Annotated in this window: 22 protein-coding genes; 12 read left to right on the forward strand and 10 right to left on the reverse strand. The window is 60.9% G+C overall.

Annotated features, from left to right (window positions below):
* Positions 1-213 precede the first annotated feature (213 nt).
* Together RHE_RS09080 and RHE_RS09085 are read left to right on the forward strand one after the other, a co-directional pair.
* Positions 214-873: a ChrR family anti-sigma-E factor gene (locus tag RHE_RS09080; RefSeq protein ID WP_011425068.1), complete on the forward strand. Its 660-nt coding sequence runs from the start codon at positions 214-216 to the stop codon at positions 871-873.
* 99 nt (positions 874-972) lie between these two features.
* Entirely contained in the window at positions 973-1,797 is an 825-nt protein-coding gene (locus tag RHE_RS09085) for an SDR family NAD(P)-dependent oxidoreductase (RefSeq protein ID WP_011425069.1), read from the forward strand.
* Positions 1,798-1,956: 159 nt separating this feature from the next.
* Here RHE_RS09085 and RHE_RS09090 read toward each other — a convergent pair whose 3' ends face one another.
* The gene (locus RHE_RS09090) at positions 1,957-2,283 is read right to left on the reverse strand and encodes a hypothetical protein (protein ID WP_011425070.1); all 327 of its coding nucleotides are present in this window, start codon (positions 2,281-2,283) and stop codon (positions 1,957-1,959) included.
* A 300-nt stretch (positions 2,284-2,583) separates the two neighbouring features.
* Between RHE_RS09090 and RHE_RS09095 the strand changes: the two genes are divergently transcribed.
* Complete coding sequence (locus tag RHE_RS09095; RefSeq protein WP_082239834.1) at positions 2,584-3,261, forward strand: HAD family hydrolase; 678 nt, start codon at positions 2,584-2,586, stop codon at positions 3,259-3,261.
* Positions 3,262-3,290: 29 nt separating this feature from the next.
* Here the strand turns inward: RHE_RS09095 and RHE_RS09100 are convergent, their stop codons facing one another.
* From RHE_RS09100 to RHE_RS09130, 7 genes are all read right to left on the reverse strand, one after another.
* Complete coding sequence (locus tag RHE_RS09100) at positions 3,291-5,948, reverse strand: nitrate reductase (RefSeq protein ID WP_011425072.1); 2,658 nt, start codon at positions 5,946-5,948, stop codon at positions 3,291-3,293.
* A complete protein-coding gene (gene nirD / locus RHE_RS09105) occupies positions 5,948-6,283 on the reverse strand; it encodes a nitrite reductase small subunit NirD (RefSeq protein WP_086005020.1) in 336 nt (111 codons plus the stop codon). The genes RHE_RS09100 and nirD overlap by 1 nt, the downstream gene beginning before the upstream one ends.
* 4 nt (positions 6,284-6,287) lie before the next feature.
* On the reverse strand, positions 6,288-8,738 hold the full coding sequence (nirB, locus tag RHE_RS09110) for a nitrite reductase large subunit NirB (RefSeq protein WP_011425074.1): 2,451 nt from the start codon (positions 8,736-8,738) through the stop codon (positions 6,288-6,290).
* Positions 8,739-8,756: 18 nt separating this feature from the next.
* The gene (locus RHE_RS09115) at positions 8,757-9,998 is read right to left on the reverse strand and encodes an MFS transporter (protein WP_011425075.1); all 1,242 of its coding nucleotides are present in this window, start codon (positions 9,996-9,998) and stop codon (positions 8,757-8,759) included.
* Positions 9,999-10,481: 483 nt separating this feature from the next.
* The gene (locus RHE_RS09120) at positions 10,482-11,762 is read right to left on the reverse strand and encodes a CmpA/NrtA family ABC transporter substrate-binding protein (RefSeq protein ID WP_187331723.1); all 1,281 of its coding nucleotides are present in this window, start codon (positions 11,760-11,762) and stop codon (positions 10,482-10,484) included.
* 34 nt (positions 11,763-11,796) lie between these two features.
* The gene (locus RHE_RS09125; protein WP_011425077.1) at positions 11,797-12,384 is read right to left on the reverse strand and encodes an ANTAR domain-containing response regulator; all 588 of its coding nucleotides are present in this window, start codon (positions 12,382-12,384) and stop codon (positions 11,797-11,799) included.
* Positions 12,385-12,467: 83 nt separating this feature from the next.
* Complete coding sequence (locus RHE_RS09130) at positions 12,468-13,472, reverse strand: LacI family DNA-binding transcriptional regulator (protein WP_011425078.1); 1,005 nt, start codon at positions 13,470-13,472, stop codon at positions 12,468-12,470.
* A gap of 218 nt (positions 13,473-13,690) precedes the next feature.
* On the opposite strand from RHE_RS09130, the gene RHE_RS09135 reads away from it, so the two are divergent.
* From RHE_RS09135 to RHE_RS09165, 7 genes are all read left to right on the forward strand, one after another.
* A complete protein-coding gene (locus RHE_RS09135) occupies positions 13,691-14,830 on the forward strand; it encodes a sugar ABC transporter substrate-binding protein (protein WP_011425079.1) in 1,140 nt (379 codons plus the stop codon).
* Positions 14,831-14,906: 76 nt separating this feature from the next.
* Positions 14,907-16,445, forward strand: coding sequence for a sugar ABC transporter ATP-binding protein (locus RHE_RS09140; RefSeq protein WP_011425080.1), 1,539 nt, complete (start codon positions 14,907-14,909; stop codon positions 16,443-16,445).
* Positions 16,442-17,437 carry an ABC transporter permease gene (locus RHE_RS09145; protein ID WP_011425081.1) on the forward strand — a complete coding sequence of 332 codons (996 nt, stop codon included), beginning with the start codon at positions 16,442-16,444 and terminating at the stop codon, positions 17,435-17,437. The genes RHE_RS09140 and RHE_RS09145 overlap by 4 nt, the downstream gene beginning before the upstream one ends.
* Positions 17,434-18,414, forward strand: coding sequence for an ABC transporter permease (locus RHE_RS09150; RefSeq protein WP_011425082.1), 981 nt, complete (start codon positions 17,434-17,436; stop codon positions 18,412-18,414). The genes RHE_RS09145 and RHE_RS09150 overlap by 4 nt, the downstream gene beginning before the upstream one ends.
* Before the next feature lie 304 nt (positions 18,415-18,718).
* A complete protein-coding gene (locus tag RHE_RS09155) occupies positions 18,719-19,378 on the forward strand; it encodes a peroxiredoxin (protein WP_011425083.1) in 660 nt (219 codons plus the stop codon).
* A gap of 147 nt (positions 19,379-19,525) precedes the next feature.
* Positions 19,526-20,482, forward strand: a complete 957-nt coding sequence (locus RHE_RS09160; protein WP_011425084.1) for a lytic transglycosylase domain-containing protein — start codon at positions 19,526-19,528, stop codon at positions 20,480-20,482.
* Positions 20,483-20,577: 95 nt separating this feature from the next.
* Positions 20,578-21,531: an NAD-dependent epimerase/dehydratase family protein gene (locus RHE_RS09165; protein WP_011425085.1), complete on the forward strand. Its 954-nt coding sequence runs from the start codon at positions 20,578-20,580 to the stop codon at positions 21,529-21,531.
* Between the two features lie 16 nt (positions 21,532-21,547).
* Here RHE_RS09165 and RHE_RS09170 read toward each other — a convergent pair whose 3' ends face one another.
* On the reverse strand, positions 21,548-22,813 hold the full coding sequence (locus tag RHE_RS09170; RefSeq protein ID WP_011425086.1) for a glycerate kinase type-2 family protein: 1,266 nt from the start codon (positions 22,811-22,813) through the stop codon (positions 21,548-21,550).
* A gap of 194 nt (positions 22,814-23,007) precedes the next feature.
* Here RHE_RS09170 and RHE_RS09175 point away from each other — a divergent pair, with 194 nt between their 5' ends.
* Both RHE_RS09175 and RHE_RS09180 read left to right on the forward strand, forming a co-directional pair.
* Positions 23,008-23,307, forward strand: a complete 300-nt coding sequence (locus RHE_RS09175) for a DUF6074 family protein (RefSeq protein WP_011425087.1) — start codon at positions 23,008-23,010, stop codon at positions 23,305-23,307.
* Between the two features lie 149 nt (positions 23,308-23,456).
* A complete protein-coding gene (locus RHE_RS09180; RefSeq protein ID WP_011425088.1) occupies positions 23,457-23,861 on the forward strand; it encodes a low affinity iron permease family protein in 405 nt (134 codons plus the stop codon).
* 53 nt (positions 23,862-23,914) lie between these two features.
* On the opposite strand, the gene RHE_RS09185 is transcribed toward RHE_RS09180, so the two are convergent.
* Positions 23,915-24,274, reverse strand: coding sequence for a low affinity iron permease family protein (locus tag RHE_RS09185; RefSeq protein ID WP_011425089.1), 360 nt, complete (start codon positions 24,272-24,274; stop codon positions 23,915-23,917).
* Positions 24,275-24,406: the final 132 nt, after the last annotated feature.

Raw genomic sequence — 24,406 nt, forward strand, 5'->3', positions numbered from 1 at the left:
TCTTTCGAACTCTTACTTTAAGAACGGTCTTTTCCCTTCACAAGGCTGGGTTGGCAAGAAATGCTATTCCATGCCTCTGTCGGCCACGACAAAATTTCGCTTTCCCTGCCCGAAAAGGCCCGTCACCCGCCATCCTGCGGTTGCGCGATGATCCGAAGATTGACTTTACCCGTACCGATGACGACAAAGCGAAACGGAAACCGGGCAGCGGGCATGGCCGAAAGCGACATGGTTCACGAGCAGATCGACGCGATCGACGCATTGATAGCGCATTATGTCGCCGGCTCCTTGCCCGAGCCGGCGCGTGTGCTCATACGCTCCCATCTCGAATTGAAGCCGGACAATCACCGCCTGGTGAACACCCTCGAGCTGTTGGCGGGAGGGGCGCTGGAAAACACGCCGGAAGCCGCCATTGCCGACCGCAGGCAGCGCCTTGCGGCAATCTTCTCCTCCACTTCTCCCGATTCTGGGCCGCAGGCCGCCAAGAGACCCAAAACCGCCCTGTTTCCCCGGGCATTGCGCGCTCTTGTCGGCTTCGAGGTCGCGGACGTCCCCTGGCGCAAGCGGCTGCCCGGCCTTAAGGAATATTCGCTCGACATGGACGGCTGCGAGGTCCGTCTGATGTGGATCCGCCCTGGCCGCGCCTTGCCGGCGCACACTCATAAAGGCGTGGAACTGATCCTCGTTCTAGATGGGGCTTTCAACGATGAGCGCGGCCATTTCGGCCCCGGCGACATCTCGATTGCCGACGAAACTGTCGATCACCGGCCGGTTGCAGAAATGGACAGGCCCTGCATTGCCTTCGCGGTGTCCGACGGACCGATCCGGCTGACCGGGTCCTTTCGTCAGATAATCGGCGACCTGATCGGCTGAAAGCAGCCACAATGGTGTGATAAAGCCGTAAATCCGGAAGGCGCAAAGAACTTCCGGACCTGTTTTCGTGCTGGTCAGGCAGAGCCGGAGGTGCATGTGATGCGTGATTTCATCGCCCGTCCCGAACATGGAATCGTGTGGATATCAGGCGCGAGCTCGGGTATCGGCCGGGCGCTTGCGCTGAAGCTTGCCGGCGAAGGATACAAGGTCGCCGTCACCGCGAAAAGCCACGAAAGGCTGGTCGATCTACAGGCCGAAGCCAGCGGCCTCTCCGGCAACATTATCGTCCTCGACGGTGATGTCACCGATGCCGAGGACATGGAACATGTCCTGGCCTCCATTGAATATGAGCATGGCACGCTGGCCATGGCGATCCTCAATGCCGGTGTCTACCTGCCGATCCACGCCGAGAATCTGAACCGCGCCGATTTTGAAAAGAGCTTTGCCGTCAATCTTTCCGGTGTCGTCAACTGTCTGGTGCCGGCGATCCGCCACATGAAGGCGAAAGGGCAGGGACAGATTGCCATCGTCTCTTCCGTCACCGGCTATGGCGGCCTGCCGAACGGGGCTGCCTATGGCGCCACCAAGGCGGCGTTGATCAACATGGCCGAAAGCCTGAAATTCGATCTCGACAAGATGGGCATCCGCATACAGCTCATCAGCCCAGGCTTCGTTGACACGCCGACGATGGGCAAGAGCGCCTTTCTCATGCCGGCGCTCGTGTCGCCCGAGGAGGCTGCCCGCCAGATTGCCGCCGGACTGAAATCGCAGGCTTTCGAGATCGCTTTCCCCAGACGCTTCACCACGATGCTGAAGCTGGCGCGTCTGCTCCCCTACGGCGCTTATTTCCCACTGATGAACCATCTGACTGGCTGGCCGCCGCTGGATGATCACCACCCGGTGATGCCGCACCCTGCGGAATGATCAACGGTGCGGGACGACGGGTGGTCGGAACGCGCGGATCGAAAAAGTCGTATGCGGAGGGAGTCTTTATCTGCCGTGACATGAAAAGGCCGGCATAAACCGGCCTTTTCAGAGGGGGTGCACTTTTGCGCGACATGTTTCAAAGCGGGCGATTGCCTGTCAGTTGTCGTATTCGCGGCAGGCTTCGCTAATCGATGCGCCGCTCTGACCGCCGCGCGTATCGACACCAGTCCCCTGCTGCGGCATTGCGGCGCATTCCATCGCCTGCGGCGGTCGGATGCTCTGGGTCGTGGTTGGATCGACGGGCGCGACCTGGACGGGGTGCATGCCATTGTCGCTGTTGGTGTAATCGGACGAATAGTTACCCGAACTCGGATCGGTCGAGCCACCATTCGTTGGTCCAATGGGATCCGGATTCGACTGGGCAAAGGCTGACGACGCCATGCCGATCGCGAGCAGCGAAGCGGCAATAAGGGATTTGGTCATGAGGATATCCTCCTTTGATTTTCATCATGGATGACCTCTGGGTAACCACTTGCAGGATTCATTGTTCCGATGTTTTCCGAAAAACCTGCACGCGCACCTTGCATCGTTACGGGGCCGAGGAACGCTGCCATGACCGGAGCGGCTTGCGCCCCTGCTGTGACTTGATTCTCACCTCTGGAACTACGGCGTTTTAAAGCATGCCGCGTTGCCATCCTGCCCAGACTTGCAAAACGCTGCGATTTGCCGTTTCATCGACGCCAGTGACGACCATCCGACACTCTTCTTTAATGAGATGCACCCTTGTACCTGCCGATGCCCCACGGCTTCGAGAAGCCTTATGCCGCCTTCCTCTTCGACATGGACGGCACCATCCTCAATTCGATCCTCGCGGCCGAGCGTGTTTGGAGTGACTGGGGAAGACGCCATGGGCTCGATGTCGCGGCCTTCTTGCCGAAGATGCACGGATCGCGCGGCATTGACACAATCACTCGGCTGAACCTGCCGGGCGTCGATCCCGAACATGAGGCAAGGCTGGTGACCGAGGCCGAAATTGCCGATGTCGGGGATGTCGTTGCCATTTCCGGTGCCGCGGCGTTCCTGAGTGCGCTGCCGCCGGATCGCTGGGCGATCGTCACCTCTTCGCCCTTGCGTCTTGCCCGCCGCCGGCTGGAAGCGGCTGGCCTGCCTCTGCCGAAATTCATGGTGACCGCAGAGGACGTGACGGTCGGAAAGCCCGATCCACAATGTTATATTCTCGGCGCCGAACGCCTCGGCGTCAGCACGCGGGATTGTCTGGTGTTTGAAGATGTCGCGGCCGGCATTAAGGCCGGCGAGGCCGCGGGCGCCGACGTCATGGTCGTTACGGCAACTCATCACCAAAAGATGGAGACGCCGCATCCGACCATCTCTTCCTATGACGAGATCGCCGTCCGCATCTCAGCCGACCATAAAATGCTTGTCGTCCGGAGCGCGGCCTGACAGCCGACCGCAGCTCCGCGGTTGCGCATTCACTCCGCCGCTGCGGCGAGGCAGCGATCGATGATCCGGCCGATTTCGCTGCGGCAGGAGCCGCAATTGGTCCCGGCACTGGTTTCCTTGCCGATCGCTTCGACGCTGAGGCATCCGCCGCGCACCGCGGCAGCGATCTGGTTGACCCCGACGCTGAAGCAGGAGCAAACGGTGGCGCCCGGATCCGGTCTGCCGGCCCCTGGACGGCCTGCGACCAGCGCAAAACGCTTCCTCAGATCGCCGTGGACGGCGGAGAGTTGCGAGATCGCCCAGTTGCGCGCGACCGCCACCGGTTCGCGGGCGAGAAACAGAGCGGCAAGCAGGATCTCGCCGTCGAAGAAGGCGAGCCGGAGGTCGCCGGTTTGCCGGTCGGCATAACCCAGCGGTTCGATCTCATCAGGAATGGCGAAAACCGCCCGGCACCAGGCCGTCCAGTCTTCGACGGTTTCGTTGAAGGCGAGCTCCAGCCGCCAGCCGCCGTCGGCTTTCGCCAGCGCCCAATAGGCCGCCTCCGGTATCGCAGGTTTGACGGCCGAGACCGCGAAGCCGTAATGCGCGGCGCGGAAGGGGCGGACGGCGACGGCGACGTTTTTCGATGCCGGCTGACCGGAAATCGGATCGGTTATCGGCGCCACCACGGCGTCGATCCGCGCTTTTGCCGCGAACTGGTCGTTCCAGTGCATCGGCGCGAAAATGCCGCCGCGCGCCTGGCGCTCGGTCACCAGCGCCCGCACGATTGCCTTGCCCTGGGGGCTCTCGATCTCGACGAGGCCGGCGCTCGAGATGCCGGCCTCGATCGCATCGCGCGGATGGATCTCGGCAAAGGGTTCGGCGATATGGGCGGAAAGCCGCGCGCTCTTTCCGGTTCGCGTCATCGTGTGCCACTGGTCACGGATGCGCCCGGTGTTCAGGGTGAAGGGGAAATCGGCATTGGTGCGATCGGTTAGCGGCGGTTTGACCGCGACGAAGCGCGCCTTGCCATCGGCATGGTAGAAACCGCCATCGGCAAAGAAGCGAGTGACGCCGGGCGCGCTCCCTGCCGCCTGCGGCCACTGGAACGGCGACAGTTCGTCATAGGCGCCGCCAGTCATGCTGGCGCGGGCGCCGATGTCGAAGTCGCGGCTGCCGTTGTTTTCAAAGGCGGAAAGGGCGGCGTGTTCGGCGAAGATCTCGGCCGGCGCATCGAAATCGAAGGCGGCGGCAAATCCCATGCGGCGTCCGACCTCCGCAAGCTGCCACCAGTCGGCCTTCGCATCGCCGGGAGCGCCGAGAAATGGCCGCTGCCTGGAAATGCGCCGTTCGGAATTGCTGACGGTGCCGTTCTTCTCGCCCCAGCCGAGCGAGGGCAAAAGCACATGCGCGTGTCGGGCCGTATCCGTCTCTCGCAGGATGTCGGAGACGACGACGAAGGGACAGGCGGCGATGGCGCGTTCGACGCTATCGGCATCCGGCAACGAGACAACAGGATTGGTGGCCATGATCCAGAGCGCCTTGATGCGCCCGTCGGCGACTGCGCGGAACATGTCGACCGCCTTCAGCCCCGGCTTTGCAGCGATAACAGGCGATTCCCAAAAACGCTGAACGCGGTCGCGGTCTTCAGGATTTTCGATCGCCATATGGGCGGCGAGCATGTTGGCGAGACCGCCGACTTCGCGCCCGCCCATGGCGTTCGGCTGGCCGGTCAGCGAGAAGGGGCCCATGCCCGGGCGGCCGATGCGGCCGGTCGCCAGATGGCAGTTGAGGATGGCGTTGACCTTATCGGTGCCGGACGAGGATTGATTGACGCCTTGGCTGTAGCAGGTCACCACTTTCGAGGTCGTCTCGAACAGGCGGAAGAATTCCCGGATCTGCATGGCAGGCAGGCCGGTCCGCTCGAGGAGATCGTTGATATCAAGTGCTGCGGCGGCCGCAAAGGCGCCGGCGAAGCCTTCCGTATGGGAGGCGATATAATTCTGATCGATCGCAGGGCTTGTCGCGAGATGGGCAAGCAGCCCCATGAACAGCGCGACATCGCCGTCCGGGCGGATGGCCAGATGCAGATCAGCGATATCGCATGTCATCGTCCGGCGCGGATCGATGACGACGATGCGCATGTTCGGCCGCGCTGCTTTTGCGGCGGCCAGCCGCTGATAGATGACGGGATGACACCAGGCAAGGTTGGAGCCTGTGAGCACCACGAGATCAGCAAGCTCGATATCCTCATAGGTCCCCGGCACGGTATCGGCGCCGAAAGCGCGGCGATGCCCGGCCACCGACGAGGACATGCAGAGTCTTGAATTGGTGTCGATATTGGCCGAACCGATGAAGCCCTTCATCAGCTTGTTGGCGAGGTAGTAATCTTCGGTCAGCAACTGGCCGGAGACATAGAAGGCGACGGAATCAGGCCCGTGTTCGGCGATCGTTTCGGAGAAACGCCGGGCGACCAGATCGAGCGCCTCGTCCCAGCCGCTGCGTGCGCCGGCGATTTCGGGATAAAGGAGCCGGCCGTCGAGATCGATGGTTTCGGCAAGCGCCGACCCCTTCGAGCAGAGCCGGCCGAAATTCGACGGATGCTCGGGATCTCCCTTGACGCTGACGGCGCCGGCTTCGTCGACCGTGGCGATGACGCCGCAGCCGACGCCGCAATAGGGGCAGGTGGTCTTGACCTCAGCCGCCATTATTCAGCCGCCATCAACAGGCTTTCGAGCGCGATGAACAGGGCGCCGTCCTCGTTGCGGACCGGTATGGTCCGCACCTCGCCCTCGTCGGCGCCGAGCGCCTTGCCGGTTTCGAGTGAGATCACCCAATTGTGCAGCGGGCAGGTGACGGCCTTGGCATGCACGATGCCCTGGGAGAGCGGGCCGCCCTTGTGCGGGCAGTGATCCTCGATGGCAAAGACCTCGTTTTCGGCCGTGCGGAAGACGGCGATCTTGCCCTGCGGCGTCTTCACGCAGCGCGCGCCGCGCAGCGGAATATCGGAGATGTTACCGATTGCGATCCAATTCATGTCCATCTCCTTACTCGGCTGCCTGCGGATAGCCGATCGTCGCCATCGGCTTGAATTCGTGCTTGTCCTTGCCGGAAACTCGCTCCGACCAGGGATCGACCTGAGCGAATTTCTGGGAGAAGACGAAGCGGTCGTAATAGGCCTTGCGCTTTTCGGCATCGCCAATGATCTGCCGGCGGATTTCCTCCAGGCCGACGCGCTTGGCCCATTTGTAGATGCGTTCGAGATAGCGGGCCTGCTCGCGGTACATCTGCGTCAGCGCCACGATATGCTCCAGCGCCTCGTCCTCGGTCTTCACCAGGCCGAGCACCTCGGTGCCCTTGATGTCGAGACCGGCCGCACCGGCGAAATGGATCTCGAAACCGGAATCCACGCAGATCACGCCAATATCCTTGCAGGTTGCTTCGGCGCAATTGCGCGGGCAGCCGGACACGGCCATCTTCAATTTGGCCGGCGTCCATGAGCCCCACATGAATTTCTCAATGCGGATACCGAGGCCGGTGGAATCCTGGGTGCCGAAGCGGCACCAGTCGGAGCCGACGCAGGTCTTCACCGTACGCAGGCCCTTGGCATAGGCCTGTCCGGAGACGAAGCCGGCCTTGCCGAGATCTGCCCAGACGGCGGGCAGGTCCTCCTTCTCGATGCCGAGCAGGTCGATACGCTGGCCGCCCGTCACCTTGACCATCGGGATCTCGAACTTGTCGACGACATCGGCGATGGCGCGCAGCTCGTTCGAATTGGTGACGCCGCCCCACATGCGCGGCACGACGGAGTAGGTGCCGTCCTTCTGGATGTTGGCGTGGACGCGCTCATTGATGAAACGCGACTGGTAGTCGTCGGCATATTCGTCCGGCCAGTCGCAGACGAGGTAATAGTTGAGCGCCGGCCGACACTTGGCGCAGCCGCAGGAGGTCTTCCATTCCAGTTCCTGCATGACCGCGGGAATGCTCTTCAGACCTTTCGCCTTGATCAGACGGCGAACATCGTCATGGCCGAGTTCGGTGCAGGTGCACATCGGCTGCACGGCGGCCGGATTGTAGCCGTCGCCGAGCGTCAGCGCCATCAGCTGTTCGACGAGGCCGGTGCAGGAGCCGCACGAGGCGGAGGCCTTGGTATGGGCGCGCACGTCGTCGAGCGACGTCAGCCCCTTGCTCGTGATCGTCGAGGTGATCTTGCCCTTACATACGCCGTTGCAGCCACAGATTTCCGCGTCATCCGGCAAGGCTGCAACGGCCGCCATAGGGTCCAGCGGCGACCCTCCCTGGTAGGCCTGGCCGAAGATCAGCGTCTCACGCATCTCCGAAATGTCGGTGGCCTTCTTCTTCAGGTCGTTGAACCAGGCACCGTCGGCGGTCTCGCCGTAAAGCACGGTGCCGATGATCTTGTTGTCCTTCAGCACGAGGCGCTTGTAGACGCCGGCGCTGGCGTCGCGCAGCACGATCTCCTCGCGATCGTCACCGTCGGCGAAATCGCCGAGCGAATAGAGTTCGATGCCGGTGACCTTGAGCTTCGTCGGCGTGTCCGCATGCACGAAAGCGGGCGAACGGTCGCCGGAGAGATGCGCGGCGGCGATGCGAGCCATTTCGTAAAGTGGCGCGACGAGGCCATAAACCATGCCGCCGACCTCGGCGCATTCGCCGAGCGCAAAGATATCGCCGTCCGAGGTCTGCATGCCTGCATCGACGACGATGCCGCGATTGACTGCGAGCCCGGCATCCCGAGCAAGCCCGACATTCGGCCGGATGCCAACGGCCATGACCACGAGGGTTGCCGGGATGATGCGGCCGTCGTCGAGCTCGATGCCTTCGACCTTGCCATTGCCGATGATCGCCTTGGTATTGGCCTTGCAGATGACCTTGATGCCCCGTTCCTCGACAGCCTTCTGCAGGAGATAACCGGCGGCGGGATCGAGCTGGCGCTCCATCAGCGTCGGCATGACATGCAGAACGGTCACGTCCATGCCGCGCTGGGCAAGGCCGGCGGCCGCTTCGAGGCCGAGCAGGCCGCCGCCGATGACGACAGCCCTTTCGCGCGACTGGGCGGCAAGCAGCATGGCCTGCACGTCATCGAGATCGCGATAGGTGATGACGCCGGGCAGATCCTTGCCGGGAACAGGGATGATGAAGGGCACGGAGCCGGTGGCGATCACCAGTTTGTCGTAGCTTTCGGTGACGCCGTGGTCGGAGGTGACCGTCTTGGCATCACGATCGATGTTGACGATCTTGTGGCCCTTGTAGAGCGTGATGCCGTGCTTGATGTACCAGCCGTCACCGTGAATGATGATCTGTTCATAGTCCTTCTCACCGGAGAGAACCGGCGAGAGCATGATGCGGTCATAGTTGACGCGTGGCTCGGCATTGAAGATCGTGACTTCATAGCGTCCGGGAGCCCGTTCGAAGAGGTGCTCGAGCATGCGCCCAGGCGCCATGCCATTGCCGATGATGACGAGTTTTTCGGTCATACGTTCAAGTCCCTTGGATTAGGTGGCAGCCACGGGCGCAGAGTGCCCCTGACGCGACAGTTGCTTGACGGACAGGTGCATCCAGATCAGCGAGATCGCGACGATCGCGAAGAGCAGCAGGAAGCAGCTGGACCAGAGACCGGTCATGTCCTTGAGGAGTCCGAAGGCGATCGGCAGGATGAAGCCGCCGAGACCGCCCATCATGCCGACGATGCCGCCGACGGCGCCGACGCTGTCGGGATAATAGGCCGGAATGTGCTTGTAGACGGCGGCCTTGCCGAGGCTCATGAAGAAGCCGAGCACGAAGATGACGACGATGAAGAAGACGGGCGTGATGGTCGCAGCCGGCAGCGACAGAATAAGCGTGGCCACGGCCGACACGGCAAACATCGCATACATCACGCTGCGTGCCCCCTTCTTGTCGGACAGCACGCCACCGAAGGCCCGGAAGATACTGCCCGGGATCGAGTAGGCCGCGGCGATCATGCCGGCAGTTTCGAGGTTGAAGCCGTAGACGCCGACCAGATAGCGCGGCAGCCACAGCGACAGGGCGACGAAGCCGCCGAAGGCGAAGAAATAGTAGAGCGAGAAGCGCCAGACCTGGACGTTCTGCAGCGGTGCGAATTCCTGGGCGAGGCTCTTGGAGGCGACGCCGCGTTCGCGGCGAAGACGGAAGGCCGGATCGTCGGACGTGGTGAACCAGAAGACGATGGCCATCAGCGCCAGACAGACGGCCCAGATTTCGGCAACCGCCTGCCAGCCCCATGCGATGAGCACGAAGGGGGCTGCGAATTTGGTGACGGCTGCGCCGACGTTACCGGCGCCGAAGATGCCGAGCGCCGTACCCTGCTTCTCGGCCGGAAAGAAGGGCGAGACATAGGCGACGCCGACGGCGAAGGAGCCGCCGGCAAGCCCGACGCCGAGGCCGGCGATCAGCATCTGCGGATAGGTGTGGGCGTAGGAGAGCAGGAAGGTCGCCAATGCGGCGGCAAGCATCGTCAGCGTGTAAACGAGACGGCCGCCGTAACGCCCTGTCCAGATGCCGAGAACAATGCGCACGAGCGAACCTGTGAGAACGGGCGTGCCGATCAGCAGGCCGAACTCGGCCTCGTTGAGGTTGAGCTCCTGCTTGATGCGGATGCCGATGATCGCAAAGATCGTCCAGACGGCGAAACAGAGGGTGAAGGCCACAGTGGAAATCCACAGTGCTTTGGCTGGTTCGCCGGCTGACATGGGCTGCACTTTCTCAATGGCAGACATAGCTTCTCCGTGGCCCGACAAGGTCGTGCCGATCCATTGCTGGGGTTAAAACAAAAAGCCGCTGGTCAGGACGCGCTTGCACGAGGCGCGCGAATATCCTGATCAGCGGCTTTGCTGGTGGCGCCCGCCGTTGGACGCCCAATCATTGGCCTTCCGGCCTATCTACCTCAAAGCAATCCGAATACCGGGTTGCTGAGAATTTGTTCGACTACCGTTTGCTTTGCATGTCGCAACGTAGCCCGTGTCTTGATGAGCGCCTGCGTGTGCCCAATTGCCCGGATCGCCGTTGATCTGTGCAATACAAGCAATGCAAACCGCGTGCCAACTTTCCATGTGTCGATCAAGATATTGAAATTAAAGCTTTTTCGAGGGAGAGTTTGGCGTTGCCCGTTTTTTCAGCAGCGACGCGGGTGCAAATCTTTTGTGCGTTACGATAGGGCGGGCGCCGATCCGTGCTGGCGTTTTGTGCAGGCTGGTCTGGCATCAGGTCTCGTCGTTGCCGGAGAAGAAGGGCAGAGTGCTCCTGACGGCAAAGCCCGCGACATAATCCGGCAGCTCTGCGGGATCGAAGATTCGACCATCCATGAAGCGATCATTCTCTTCGCCGCCCTCGACGCGAATATCGGCGTCAACAGGCGCGTTGTTGTCGCCTAGAGCTGCGCGATAGAGGTCCGGGCGGTAGGCGGAGGTGGCGGCCCGTGCCTTGTTGAGGCTGGTCTCCGACTGCCCCCAGCGGATCATCTGACTGTAGATCCACAATGCGTGGCTCGGCCGCGGATAGTTGGCGAAACCGCAATGGAATTGAAAATAATCAGGGATGACGCGCCGGTTGCTCCTGGCGTCGAGGTTGAATTCGCCGGCGAGGACGCGGCGGATGATGTTTACCGGGGCGGCGATGTAGCGGGGATCGGCAAGGGCGGCCGCCAACGCGTCGTGATTGTCCGAGCGGTCGCACCAGCGCGCTGCAGCGTCGAGCGCTACGATCAACCGGGAAACGGTTTCGGGATGGCTGTGAGCCCAATCCGGGCGCATGCCGATCACCTTTTCAGGAGCCGAGGGCCAGATATCCTGCTTGGCGGCGACGATACGGCCGAGCCCGCGCTCCGAGGCAACCATATTCCACGGGGCGCCCACACAGAACCCATCGATCGCACCAGCCGCCAACGCGTCGGACGTCATGGGCGGCGGCACGACGACGAGCTTGACGTCCTTGTCGGGATCGATGCCGCCCGCCGCCAGCCAGTAACGGAATTCGTAATTATGGGAAGAGAAAGGATAGGTAACGCCGAAAGTCAGCAGCGGTTCTTCGCGTGCCTTCATTGCCGCCAATGTCTTTGCCAGGGCACGGGCATTGTCGAGCGCGCCTGCCGTTTCCGGCAAGCCGGCGTCCTTGCGCATCCTCTCAAAGAGCCGGGCCGATAGGGTGATGGCATTGCCGCCGCGCCCCAACGAAAAAGGCGTGATCGTCGGCGAAGGGTTGGAACCGAGGCCAAGCATCGAAGCGACCGGCATCGGCGAAAGCATATGGGCGATGTCAAACTGGCGAAACGCCAGGCGGTCGCGAACATTCGCCCAGGAAACGTCCTTGACGAGATCGAGGGTCAGGCCTTCTTTCCGTGCAAAACCGAATTCTGCCGCCGCGATCAGAATTGATGCGTCGACAAGCGGAATGAACCCCGCCCGCAGCACCTTGGGGCCTTCGTTGTTCACGCGTGCGGGCAAGGGCAGCCCGCCGGAATTGGCGGTCTTCGTCATCATATCCACTCCGGTTTCCTCCGGAAATTCGCACAGTCGGCCATTACATCAAAAGCCCCGCGGCGGTGACAACGCTCTGAGCGATCTCCGACATCTTCTTCTTTTCGTTCATCGCCGTCTGGCGCAGCAGGGCGAAGGCCTCTTCCTCGGAGAGGCCGCGCATCTTCATGAGTATGCCCTTGGCGCGCTCGATGAGCTTACGTTCTTCAAGCGCCGAGCGGGCATCCGCCAGTTCCCGCCGCAGCCGGCTGAAGGCATTGAAGCGGCTGACGGCCATATCGAGGATCGGCTTGACACGCTCCTTCTTCAATCCATCGACGATATAGGCCGAGACGCCGGCGTCGACGGCGGCCTCGATCGACGCCGTATCGGAGCGATCAACGAACATGGCGATCGGGCGGCTGACCGTGCGCGTTAGCTGGAACAGATGTTCCATCATGTCCCGGTTAGGATTTTCGATATCGATGATGATCACGTCGGGCATCAGCGTTTCGATCGTTCGCGCAATGCCGTTGACCTCATGCACGACGGTGACACGCGCATGCCCTGCCTCGCGCAGCCCTTCCTCGATGATGGAGGCGCGTATGGCATTTTCGTCGATCACCAGAATTGTCAGATCGCGATGCGTCATTAGCGTATTTATGACGCGCTGCAGCAATTTTTGCAAGTGTAAGCCTGAAAACTGTGCGATACAAATTTCTGCACAAAAAGTAATCAGACTGCCGTACTTTCGCGCGGAATCAGGGCGTAGCCAAGGTCGATCTGCTCACTTTTCGACCTCGCGGAGGAGGCCAGCGCGGCGAGTACCTTTTCAGCGGCCAACTTTCCGGTTTCGAAACGCCGCGTAACGACGGAGGAAAGGGAGGGGGCGGCGCAGGCGGCGAATTCCAGATCGTGAAATCCCATGATCGCTATGTCATCCGGCACGCGTATGCCACGTTTGCGGCACTCCTGCATGGCGCCGAGCGCCAGATTGTCGTCCGTGCAGAAGATCGCCTCAGGAACGTCGCCGTGGGCGCACGTAATGGCGAAGAGGTCCGAGCCGAGCGCGACGGAGCTGTGGCGCGGCCTCTCGGCGACGATCGGGAGATTCGGCAAATCAGCCTGTTGCATCGCCACTCGGTAGCCCTCGAAGCGGGACTGGGCGCGGTGATCGAGATTGCCGGTCAGAAAAGCGATGCGGCGGAAGCCGCGTTCGATGAGATGCCGTGTCGCGGTCTGACCGGCCTGTTCCTGCGACATGCCGATATTCAGATCGATCGGATCCGGCGAAAGCTCGAAGGTCTCGACCACGGGCAGATGCGCTTGAGTGAGAAGCTGACGCGAGAGCGGCGTGTGATGAGTGCCGGTGATGATAATCGCCTCCACCCTCTGTCCGAGAAGCGCCTTGATGGCGTTTTCTTCCTCGATCTCGGAATAGCGGCTGTTGACGACGATGACCTGGAAACCTGCGGCGACCAGAACGTCGTGAAGCGCGAACAGGTATTCGGCGAAGATGACGTTGTAGAGGGTCGGAACAATCACGCCGATCGCATGCGTGCGCGACGAAGCGAGGCGGCTTGCTGCTAAATTGGGGACGTAGCCGAGTTCCTTGACGGCGGCATCGACGCGCAGTCGCAGGGCTGGAGAGACCACATCGGGTTTGCGTAGTACTCTTGAAACGGTGATCGGGCTGACACCCGCGAGATTGGCAACGTCATCAAGGGTTATCCGCCGCATGGAGTTCCGCCACTCGAAGTTGGGTTTTCATTTTCTCTCATAGTAATAACACTGCCGCGACTATAGTTGATAGCGCTAGCAAATCCGGTTTGACTGCGCTGTCAACTATGTTAATTTGCAATTGTACCGGAAAAATAGGGATGGAGTCTTTCCGGTCCCAATATGCACAGCAAAAGCATAAAAGAGGCGGCCCCGTTCGCCTGAGGAGGAGAACATTCATGCATAAGGTGAAGAAAGCCAAATTCGCCCGTATTGCCGCGTTTTCCGCGTCCGCGTTTGTCTTGTTCTGTGGCACCGCCGGCGCGGAGCCGAAGGTCGTCTCCGGTCCGGCCGCCGACCCCGGATGCATGGTGCCGTGGGGCGCGGACACACAGTTCCTGCAGTATCCTAAAAAGGATGGCCCCTATCGCATCGCCCTGGCTAACGGCTACATCGCTAACACCTGGCGTATCCAGATGGTCCAGACGGCCAAGGCCTATGCCGCTCAACCCGACGTCGCGGCCAAGCTCAAGGAATTCAAGGTTGTCTCGACCGGCGAAGACGTGCCGGCACAGATTTCCGCCATCAATAACTTCATCGACGCCGGTTATGACGCGATCGTGGTAAACGCTCAGAATCCAACCGCCTTCGGTCCAGTGATCAAGCGCGCCAAGCAGGCCGGCGTCATCCTCGTTGCCTTCGACAATATCCTCGATACGAAGGATGCGATCAATGTCAACGTCGATCAGAAGGGGCTCGGCGTCCTCTGGGCCGACTGGCTGATCAAGCATCTGCCGAACGGCGGCAAGGTGCTGGAGGTGCGCGGCGTTGCCGGGACGTCGGTCGATACGGATCGTCACAATGGCATTCATGAGACCTTGGACGCCTCCGGCAAGAAATTCACCGTGACCGAGGTGGTCGGAAAATGGGATGACGGCGTAGCTCAGAAGGCGACTGCCGATGCGATCGCCACCAACGGCCCGTTTGATGGGATCACCGCTCAGGGTGGCGATACCGGCGTCGTGCAGGCGATGATCGATGCCAAGCATCCCTTTGTTCCTTTCGGCGGTGAGACCGAAAACGGTTTTCGGAAATTCTGCGCCGCCCACGCCGCCGAGGGCCTGAAATGTTCGTCCGCCGGCACGGGCCCCGCCCAGGTCGCCGTTGCCATCAAGACCGCGATCGCTGCACTTGAGGGGCAGGTCGTGCCACAGGCCATCAAGTTGCCGACCGCGATCGTTTCTGACCCGGATTTCAAGGAGGGTCAGGATTATTATCCGACCCAATCCGACAATTTCTTCGTAGGAAATTCCTTCCCTACCTGCGGCATCAATTTTACCGCCCAGGAAATCATGGGGCAGACGAAAGAGAACCAATAGTAGCCTTCCTCTGATATGATTGCGGGTGTTCGCACCCGCAATCCTGGCCGTGTCAGACCGAACGGAGGCTGGACGCATGAGTTTGTCCGAACCGATTTTCCGCATGGAAGGCATATCGAAGCGTTATGGCGGAGCCATCGCGCTCAAGGACGCCGATATCGCCATCCGCCGAGGGGCGATCCACGCCGTCCTTGGCGAGAATGGCGCCGGCAAGTCGACACTGATTAAGATCATGGCGGGCGTGGTGACGCCGGACGAAGGGCGCATGCTGCTTGATGGCAGGGAGATCGCTTTTGCCTCGCCGGCAGCGGCCAATGCAGTTGGCATCGTCTGTGTCTTCCAGGAGCTTTCGCTCATTCCCGATCTCTCCGTCGCCGACAACATTACCATCAGCCATCCGCCCCAGCGGTTCGGCATGATCGACCGGCGCGCGCAGCGGCGGATCGCTGAGGAAGCGCTGACCCGCGCCGGCGCGTCCGACATTCATCCCTCGATCTTGGTCAAAGACCTACCGCTGTCTAGACGGCAGATGGTCGAGATTGCCAAGGCTCTTGCTCGCAAGCCGCGACTGATAATCCTGGACGAGGCGACGTCGGCCCTGACGCGGTCGGATGTCGAAAAGGTCTTTGCCGTGTTGAAGCGCCTGCGTGCCGAGGGAATGGCGCTGATCTACATCTCTCACCGCATGCACGAAATCGCCCAATTGGCCGATGACTGTACGGTCTTCCGCAACGGCCGCAGCATCGAATCCTATCCAGCCGGCACCAAGACCGATCAGCAGGTGGTCGAACTGATGATCGGTCGGGAATATAACAATGTCTTTCCGCCGAAACCGGCCCATCGACCTGAGGAAAAGCCGATCCTTTCCTGCCGTGAGCTTTCCTGGGGCGATCGACTCTCCGGCATCACCTTCGATATCAGGCCCGGCGAGGTTGTTGGACTCGGCGGACTGGACGGGCAGGGACAGCGCGATTTGCTGCTGGCCTTCTTTGGCGTGCTGCGTGACCTGAAGGGGGAGATCGCGATCGACGGCACGCAGGTTAAGCTCAGAAGTCCACGTCATGCCAAGTCCGGTGGCATATCGATGGCCTTGATCCCTGAGGACAGGAAGACCGAAGGATTGATGCTGCCGATGACCGTGCGCGAGAACCTCTCGATTGCAGCCCTCGACCGTATTTCGCGTAATGGCGTCATCGATCGGGCGGCCGAGCGTCGCGAGATCGACGACCTGTTCAAGCTTCTGGCAATCAAGGCTGCGACGATCGACATGCCTGTTGCCGGCCTGTCGGGCGGCAATCAGCAGAAGGTGGTCATTGCCAAATGGCTGATGAACCGGCCACGCATCATCCTGCTCAACGATCCGACGCGTGGCATCGATGTCGGAACCAAGCAGGAAATCTATCTGCTGCTGCGCAAGCTTGCGGACGGGGGTGCAGCGATCATCTTTTACTCGACCGATTATGACGAGTTGATCGGCTGCTGCGACCGCGTGCTCGTCATGTATGACGGGAGCATCGTCCGCGAGCTTGAAGGCGCCGATATCAATGAACATGAGTTGATCGGCGCCGCACTCAATATCGGCGGCGAGCATGCACAGCAAAGGATTGCGCCATGACCGGGCTGGCTCTCGGCGAACGACGGTTCTGGTATGCGCAGCAGAAAGGGTCGTTATTTGCCGCACTGCTCTTCGTCGCCATGTTCGCCCTCTACGTCTCGAACCACCCGGCGGGCTTTACCCCCAACGTCGTGCAGACGGCTTCGAACAAGGCGACGCTGCTTGCTTTTGTAGCGATGGCGCAGTGCCTGGTCGTCATCACCGCCGGCATCGACCTCTCGGTCGGTATGATTTTGGTCCTCTGCAATTGTCTTGCCTCCTGGCTGGTCGTTGGGACGCCGCTGGAGACAGGGGCAGGTGTCATCGTGGTGCTGCTTGCCGGACTCGGCTGCGGCATGCTGAACGGGCTCATCATCATCTTCGGTCGATTGCAGCCGATTGTCACAACGATTGCGACCAGCGCAATCTTCTACGGCTTAGCGCTCTTGCTGCGGCCGACTCCCGGAGGTTCGGTGAATGAGGATCTGGCGGATGCGTTTACTTCAAAGCTTTTTGGGATTGTTCCGGCAAGCCTCGCCGTCCTTCTCGTTGTTATTATCGTCGTCTGGGTTCCGTTCAGCCGCTCGGCGATAGGCAGGGCAGCCTATGCGGTGGGTTCGGCCGAGAATGCAGCCTATATGTCGGCTATGCCGGTCAAGCGGGCAAAATTCGCCGCCTATGCGTTGGCTGGACTTCTTTCGGCGATCGGCGGGCTCTATTTGACCTTTTTCTCCTATACCGGCGAAGCGGCTCTAGCGAGCGGCAACGCCTATACACTGTATTCGATTGCGGCGGTGGTGCTCGGCGGCGTTTCCCTTGCGGGCGGCAAGGGGAGTGCCGTCGGCGCCGTTTTCGGAGCCTTGGCATTTCGCACGATCGGCGACCTGCTGTTCGTCTTCGATTTCGATCCGCTTTGGCAGCCGCTATTCCAGGGCGTAGTGTTGATGCTGGCGATCAGTATCGGATGCATCGGCCTTGCCAGAGTCCGCAATCGGCTGGAGTGGTTTCAATGAGCGAGGAAACAACCTTGCGGCAGCTTCGGGTGCCTGCACGGCTGCGCGGCGTCGATCCCGCGGTGGCAATCGCATTTGGATGCATCATCCTGCTTCTGCTTGCCGGATCGATCTATTCGCGAAATTTCCTGTCACTCGACTATCTCCTGCAACAGTTGAAGGTGGCCTCGTTCCTCGGCGTCATTGCCACCGGCATGATGGCGGTCATCTTGCTCGGCCAGATCGACCTTTCTGTGCCGTGGGTGGTGACGACGGGCGCAATGATGGCCTGCGCGGCGACAGCCTACGGAACGACCGGCTCGGTTATGGCGATCCCCTTCGGCATTTTCTGCGGTTGCATGATTGGTCTCGTCAACGGCTTGTCGGTCGCTTATCTCCGCATTCCCTCGATGATCGTCACACTGGCCACCAATGCTGTCGCGCAGGGGCTGATGGTCGTTTATACCGGCGGCTTCTCGCCGCAGGATTCGGCCTCGCCGACTATGCGATTCCTCGCGGCCGGATACACCGTCCCCGGATTGCCGAACGGCGTTCTCGTGTGGTTCTTGATCGGTCTGCTTGCGGTCTTCATGCTGACTCGCACGACCTTCGGTCGATCGCTTTACTCTGTCGGAAACCGTGAGCGCGCCGCCTATATGTCGGGCATCGACACACGCCGCGTCACGCTTCTCGCCTTCATCATGTCGGGCGGACTCAGTGCGCTCGGCGGCGTGCTGTTGGCGGGTTATGCGTCGAAGGCTTCGCAATCCATGGGCGACTCTTATCTGCTGCCTTCGATTGCTGCCGTCGTTCTCGGTGGTACGCACGTGCTCGGCGGCAAAGGGTCTTATCTCGGGACCGTCGCCGGCGTCATCCTGATCACGCTGCTGCAATCGATCCTCTCCGTCATGCAGATCGAGGAAGCAGGCCGCCAACTTATCTATGGCGCCGTTATCATCGGTATGCTTCTGCTTTACGGCCGCCAGCGGCCGGCCTGACCGGACATGGTCGCCCCACAGCGACGGCGGGTCGATTCTCCTGCAGGCTATGTAAAACGATCGGTCTTTTCATCGCTCCGACCTGCCCGAAAAAATAATACCGACGCCGGCCGCAAATCGGAAGAGCATGCCTTCGCTTCTCGTGGTATATGGCTTAGGGAACGATGAAGATCTTGGGATGGGAGGTTTTCTGCCCGCGGCTGCTGCGATCCGGACAATTGCAATTGACGACCGTTCCGGCGGGCATTCCCCATGACCACGATTTGAAATAACGAAATCCAACAACCGCTTTGGAGGGCCGACCATGAGCTTACGTATCAACGATATTGCCCCCGATTTTACCGCCGACACCACACAGGGACCGATCAGCTTCCATGATTGGATCGGCAACGGCTGGGCCGTGCTGTTTTCGCACCCGAAGAATTTCACGCCTGTCTGCACGACGGAGCTCGGCGCCATGGCCGGCCTCGCTGACGAGTTTTCCAAGCGCGGCGTCAAGATCATCGGCATCTCCGTCGATCCGGTCGAAAGCCATGCCAAGTGGAAAGGTGATATCAAGACCGCAACAGGCTTCGATGTCGATTATCCCCTGATCGGCGATAAGGACCTCAAGGTGGCCAAGCTCTACGACATGCTGCCGGCCGGCGCCGGCGACAGCTCCGAAGGCCGCACGCCCGCAGACAACGCAACGGTGCGTTCGGTCTTCATCATCGGCCCGGATAAGAAGATCAAGCTGATCCTGACCTATCCGATGACGACGGGCCGCAATTTCAACGAGATCCTGCGCGCCATCGACTCCATCCAGCTGACGGCCAAACACCAGGTGGCGACCCCGGCAAACTGGAATCAGGGCGAAGATGTCATCATCACCGCCGCCGTTTCCAACGACGACGCGATCGCCCGTTTCGGCTCCTTCGATACGGTTCTGCCCTATCTCAGGAAGACGAAGCAGCCGTCGGTTTGAAAACGGCTTTCAAGTCCGTTCCGAAGCCGCCGCGGCCAACGCCCGGCGGCTTTTTCATGCCTACATTGCGAAATCGGGAAGCTTCGCGCCGTGATCGATGTTATTTAAAACCAGCGTCGCGATGGAAATTGAAACTGCTGAGATCCGATGATAGGGCGAAAGCGTCAGTCCGGCATTGTGAGGAGATCGGCGAAGGCGCTGTTTTCGCTGGGTTTCCTGTTTTTCGTCCTAAACACGTCGAAGGCTTGGGCAGAAGAGAGTGCTGCCGATCCGGCTTGTCTCTATTCGGGACCTTCGGCCTCAGGGTCGGGCGGGAGGCTCTGCATCCGCAAGGACAGTTTCAATCGTGACCTCTGCAATGCGATCGAGCATTTCGCCGAGGCCAATCGGTTGCCGCCGGCTTATTTCGCTCGGCTCATCTGGCGCGAAAGCACCTTTCGCCCCGATGCGGTCAGCTTCAAGGGCGCGCAGGGCATTGCGCAGTTCATGCCTGGAACGGCGAAACTTCGCGGTCTCGAAGACAGCTATCAGGCGCTGGAAGCCTTGAGGAAATCAGCGCAATATCTCGACGAATTGCGCAATCGTTTCGGCAATCTCGGGCTTGCCGCCGCCGCCTATAACGCCGGTGAAAACGGTCTTGCGACTTACCTCACATCAGGCAGGTTACCCTACGAGACGCGCGGCTACGTGATGGCGATCACCGCCCATACGGTCGAGGAGTGGAAGGATAATCCGCCTGAGGATGCGGCCGTCCCGCTCGACAAGGACAAGCCCTTCCTCGATGGCTGCGTGGCGCTTGCCGAAAGCCGAATATTGAAGGACACGCCTTGGCGTCAGGAGGGCATTTGGGCTCCCTGGGGCGTCCAGCTGGCCGCGAATGCCGATGTCGCAGTGGCCCGGCGCATGTTTCGCGATGCCGTGCAGGATCTGCCGGCGCCATTGAATGCGGAGCAGCCGCTGATCCTGCGCCAGCGCGATCGCAGCTTCGGGTTCCGCCCGCGTTACGCCGCCCGCATCGCCCGCCAGACACGCTTGGAGGCGAACGACGTCTGCAGCCAGATCCGCAAGCATGGCGGGACCTGCCTGGTTTTCAGGAACCAATAGCAAGGCCAGCTCCCATTCGCGGCGAAAAGTCTGCTTGCGGCATCGCCGGACGGCGCAGCATAGTCGGGGCGGATCATGCCATCGGGAGGAAGACAATGCGCGTTTTGGTCATTGGAGCGACGGGACATGTCGGAACCTACCTTGTTCCCCGTCTGGTCGAGGCGGGTCACGATGTCGTAACGATCAGCCGCGGTGCGGCAAGGCCCTATACGGCGGACCGCGCCTGGGCCTCCGTCGATCAGCGACAGATGGACCGGGTAGAGATGGAGCGAAAGGGTGATTTCGGCCCGGCCATGCGGGCCTTGAACGCCGATATCGTCATCGACATGATCTGCTTCACGCTGGAAAGCGCCGAGCAGCTGGTGACGGCGCTGTCAGGCTATGTCGGCCATTTTCTGCATACCGGCACGATCTGGACACATGGATATCCGGTGGCCGTGCCGACACGGGAGGAAGCGCCGAAGTCTCCGTTCGGTGACTATGGCATTCAAAAGGCGGCGATCGAAACCTATCTGCTGCAGCAGGCAAGACTTCGGGGTTTTCCGGCGACCATCATTCATCCCGGCCACATTGTCGGCCGCGGATGGGCGCCGCTCAATCCGGCCGGCAATTTTAATCTGCAGGTCTTTTCGACCCTTGCCCGCGGGGAGGCTCTGGCGTTGCCCAATTTCGGTCTGGAGACCGTTCATCATGTCCACGCCGATGACGTGGCGGCGATGTTCATGGATGCAATCGCCAATCGGAACGCATCGCTCGGCGAAAGTTTTCACGCGGTATCGGAGCAGGCGCTGACGCTTCGCGGTTACGCCGAGTCCATGTCGCGTTGGTTCGGGCGGGATCCGAAGCTCACCTTCGCGCCGTTCGACGCCTGGGCGAGAGGCCAGGCGGCCGAGGACGCGGAGGCGACATGGGAGCACATCGCCCGCAGTCCGAACTGCTCGATTGCCAAAGCCCGGCGCCTGTTGGGTTACGGCCCGAGATATACGTCTCTGCAGGCGGTGCAGGAATCAGTCGGCTGGCTGCTCGGGCAGGGGCGGATCAAGAGCTGATCGCCGGTTACGGGCGCTAACGGATGAGGATCGCTCTGAAATCGTTGACGTTGGTTCCGGTCGGACCGGTTTCGAAGAGATCGCCGATCGTCTGGAACGCCGAGTAGCTGTCATTGCCGTCGAGCAGCGGGCGCGGATCGAGCCCGGCGGCGCGCAGACGCTTCACCGTGCCGCCATCGGCAAAGGCGCCGGCATTGTCTTCCGAGCCGTCGATGCCGTCCGTGTCGGCAGCCAGCACATCAATGCCGTCTTGCCCATCGATCGCAAGCGCCATGGCAAGGGTGAATTCGCCATTGCGCCCGCCTTTGCCGCCCTTGGCTCTCAGCGTCACCGTCGTCTCGCCGCCGGACAGGATGACGACCGGCTTCGAGAATGGCCTGTTCCGCCCCACGACCTCGCGGGCGATGGCCGCATGCACCAGCGCCACGTCACGCGATTCGCCTTCGATGGCATCTGAGAGGATTGCCGGCGTGATCCCTTGCGATTTCGCCTTGGCGGCGGCCGCCGCCAGCGAAACGCCGGCAGAGGCGATGATGTGATGCTCGTGCCGCAGGAATACCGGATCGTCCGGCCGCGGCGCATCGGCTTTCGGCGAGTTCAGGTGGTCGAGCGCGGCCTGCGGCAGCTGCAATCCATATTGCCTGATGATCTCGAGCGCGTCGTGCCGCGTCGAATCATCGGGAACCGTCGGCCCGGACGCGACATGGGCTGGGTTGTCGCCAGGAATGTCGGAAACGATCAGGCTGACGACTCTCGCTTTCGTCGCTGCCGCCAGCCTTCCGCCCTTGATGGTGGAGAGATGTTTTCGCACGACGTTCATCGCCGAGATCGGCGCGCCCGAAGCAAGCAGCATTTCGTTGAGCGCAATTTCGTCCTCGAGCGTCAACCCTTCCGGCGGGGCGGGCAGCAGTGCCGAGCCGCCGCCGCAGATCAGCGCGATCACGAGATCGTCTTCCGTCAGCCGGTTCACCGTTTCCATCAACCGTCTCGCGGCAGCAAACCCCACAGCGTCGGGCACCGGGTGGGCTGCCTCGATGATCTCGATGAAGCGCGTTTCGCAGCCATAGCCGTATCGGGTGACCACCAATCCCTCGATCGGTCCCTCCCATGCGCTTTCGAGCGCCCGCGCCATCTGCGCCGCGCCCTTGCCGGCGCCAATCACGACGGTTCTTCCTTTCGGTTTCTCCGGCAGATGCGATTTGATGCCGGTCAGCGGATCGGCGGCGCGAACCGCCGCGTCGAACAGGCTTTTCAGGAAATCGCGGGGGGCGGTTATCGTCATCGGTGGTCTCTGCTGCCTCAATGTGTCGATCATGACGGGGACTGTCGGCGCATCGGCGTGGCGGCGTCAAGGCCGAAGATGCGATGATCTGACGGCAGTGACGCAGAGTCTGGCCATTGAAAGAGGCGAACTAATAGAAAGCATTAACCATCGTCCCGTAGACAGCATATAGGATCAAAGGAAACCTGTGTTCGATGGCCACTGAAACGACCTGCCGCCCCGCCGCCTCTCACGACGGCAAGATTATTGCTTTTCCCTCCGCAACCGGGACTGCCAATGTCGAGCGCTGCGCTCGGGAACTCGGCCGCCGGCATGGCGCGGACGCGATCGAATTCTGGAAGGCAGAGTGCCGCAGGCTTGCCGATCAGCTTCTCTCCGCGGGAATGCCGGAGAGCGATGTCGGCCAGCGGGTGATGGAGTTTCAACAAGATGTCCAGATCGAACTGGTCCTCAGCCACCAGAAGCAGGCCGTTGCCAAATCGCGGAAACGCTGATTCGTCAGGTTGAATTCGACGCGTCTGACCTGCAATCTCATGCGTTGAGCAGACGGTCCGGATCGACCTCGACGGCATAAGGAACTTCCGCCCGGATGTGGAGTTGATGTTGTCGATTGACAGCATTGACGCTGCGGGAGCCTACTCGAATGTCGAACAAATCCAACTTCTTCTCATCCTTCGCAACCGCCGTCGCCGAGCTGTCGGGAAGGCCGTTCACCTTTGTCGCAGCTCTGATGCTCGTCCTCCTCTGGGCGATATCAGGCCCTTATTTTGACTACTCCGAAACATGGCAGCTCGTGATCAACACGACGACCACCATCATTACCTTCCTGATGGTGTTTGTGTTGCAGAACAGCCAGAACCGAGACGGAAAGGCTCTGCAGGCCAAGCTTGACGAGCTCATTCTGACGAGTCAGGCCGCCAATAAATTCGTCGGCATCGAAAAGCTGGACGAGGGCGAACTCAGGGAAATGAGCAAGACGCTTGCAGAAAAGGCCGAAAGCGTCGAGGAAAAGGCGGAGGAGAAATCCGCGGCAGAGGCGTCCAGCTAGCGCATCGGCTCGTCCGAAAGGACGACACGCCGCTCTAAACGCGGTGCACTGCTTCAGGCGCGATTCTCCGGAATCTGGTCTTGATGCTGCTGGCGCATGTCTTCAATGGCGCCGACATCTTTCTTCTCCGCCGCAATCCAATGGTTCCCCGCCTCACTTGATCGGATCAGTTCGTCGAGCTTGGTGTGGAGTGCCTTCATGTCCCGATTTTGGGAGTGCTGCACCAACAGCAAAATGAAGAATGTAATGAGTGTCCCCACCATGTTGGTCAGCAAGAACCACTGCCGGGGAAAGGAAAAGCTCAAACCCACCGCGATCCATATAGCTGTGAATGCGATCAGCGCGGCAAGAAGCACACGATGCCCTGCCCATGCTACGGCGAGGTCGGAAATCAGTCGAAAGCGCCAGCGCATATGGCCCTCCACATCCCGTACGAGGGAAGATGGAGCAGATCGGAACCGTTTCCATTACCAGGCGTACCGCGATTTTTGAGATGGGCTTCTGGCGCTTCAGGTCTCAAATACGCGGTCTCGTCCAGGGTTAGC

The organism is Rhizobium etli CFN 42, assembly GCF_000092045.1.
GTDB lineage: Bacteria > Pseudomonadota > Alphaproteobacteria > Rhizobiales > Rhizobiaceae > Rhizobium > Rhizobium etli.

Excerpts from the sequence above, each read along its gene's own strand:
- nirB (WP_011425074.1), bottom strand. The coding sequence starts at position 8,738 with ATGACCGAAAAACTCGTCATCATCGGCAATGGCATGGCGCCTGGGCGC.
- RHE_RS09145 (WP_011425081.1), top strand. The coding sequence starts at position 16,442 with ATGACCGGGCTGGCTCTCGGCGAACGACGGTTCTGGTATGCGCAGCAG.
- RHE_RS09175 (WP_011425087.1), top strand. The coding sequence starts at position 23,008 with ATGGCCACTGAAACGACCTGCCGCCCCGCCGCCTCTCACGACGGCAAG.
- RHE_RS09135 (WP_011425079.1), top strand. The coding sequence starts at position 13,691 with ATGCATAAGGTGAAGAAAGCCAAATTCGCCCGTATTGCCGCGTTTTCC.
- RHE_RS09085 (WP_011425069.1), top strand. The coding sequence starts at position 973 with ATGCGTGATTTCATCGCCCGTCCCGAACATGGAATCGTGTGGATATCA.
- RHE_RS09080 (WP_011425068.1), top strand. The coding sequence starts at position 214 with ATGGCCGAAAGCGACATGGTTCACGAGCAGATCGACGCGATCGACGCA.
- RHE_RS09115 (WP_011425075.1), bottom strand. The coding sequence starts at position 9,998 with ATGTCTGCCATTGAGAAAGTGCAGCCCATGTCAGCCGGCGAACCAGCC.
- RHE_RS09090 (WP_011425070.1), bottom strand. The coding sequence starts at position 2,283 with ATGACCAAATCCCTTATTGCCGCTTCGCTGCTCGCGATCGGCATGGCG.
- RHE_RS09125 (WP_011425077.1), bottom strand. The coding sequence starts at position 12,384 with ATGACGCATCGCGATCTGACAATTCTGGTGATCGACGAAAATGCCATA.
- RHE_RS09155 (WP_011425083.1), top strand. The coding sequence starts at position 18,719 with ATGAGCTTACGTATCAACGATATTGCCCCCGATTTTACCGCCGACACC.
- nirD (WP_086005020.1), bottom strand. The coding sequence starts at position 6,283 with ATGGACATGAATTGGATCGCAATCGGTAACATCTCCGATATTCCGCTG.
- RHE_RS09185 (WP_011425089.1), bottom strand. The coding sequence starts at position 24,274 with ATGCGCTGGCGCTTTCGACTGATTTCCGACCTCGCCGTAGCATGGGCA.
- RHE_RS09130 (WP_011425078.1), bottom strand. The coding sequence starts at position 13,472 with ATGCGGCGGATAACCCTTGATGACGTTGCCAATCTCGCGGGTGTCAGC.
- RHE_RS09165 (WP_011425085.1), top strand. The coding sequence starts at position 20,578 with ATGCGCGTTTTGGTCATTGGAGCGACGGGACATGTCGGAACCTACCTT.
- RHE_RS09160 (WP_011425084.1), top strand. The coding sequence starts at position 19,526 with ATGATAGGGCGAAAGCGTCAGTCCGGCATTGTGAGGAGATCGGCGAAG.
- RHE_RS09150 (WP_011425082.1), top strand. The coding sequence starts at position 17,434 with ATGAGCGAGGAAACAACCTTGCGGCAGCTTCGGGTGCCTGCACGGCTG.
- RHE_RS09140 (WP_011425080.1), top strand. The coding sequence starts at position 14,907 with ATGAGTTTGTCCGAACCGATTTTCCGCATGGAAGGCATATCGAAGCGT.
- RHE_RS09170 (WP_011425086.1), bottom strand. The coding sequence starts at position 22,813 with ATGACGATAACCGCCCCCCGCGATTTCCTGAAAAGCCTGTTCGACGCG.
- RHE_RS09100 (WP_011425072.1), bottom strand. The coding sequence starts at position 5,948 with ATGGCGGCTGAGGTCAAGACCACCTGCCCCTATTGCGGCGTCGGCTGC.
- RHE_RS09180 (WP_011425088.1), top strand. The coding sequence starts at position 23,457 with ATGTCGAACAAATCCAACTTCTTCTCATCCTTCGCAACCGCCGTCGCC.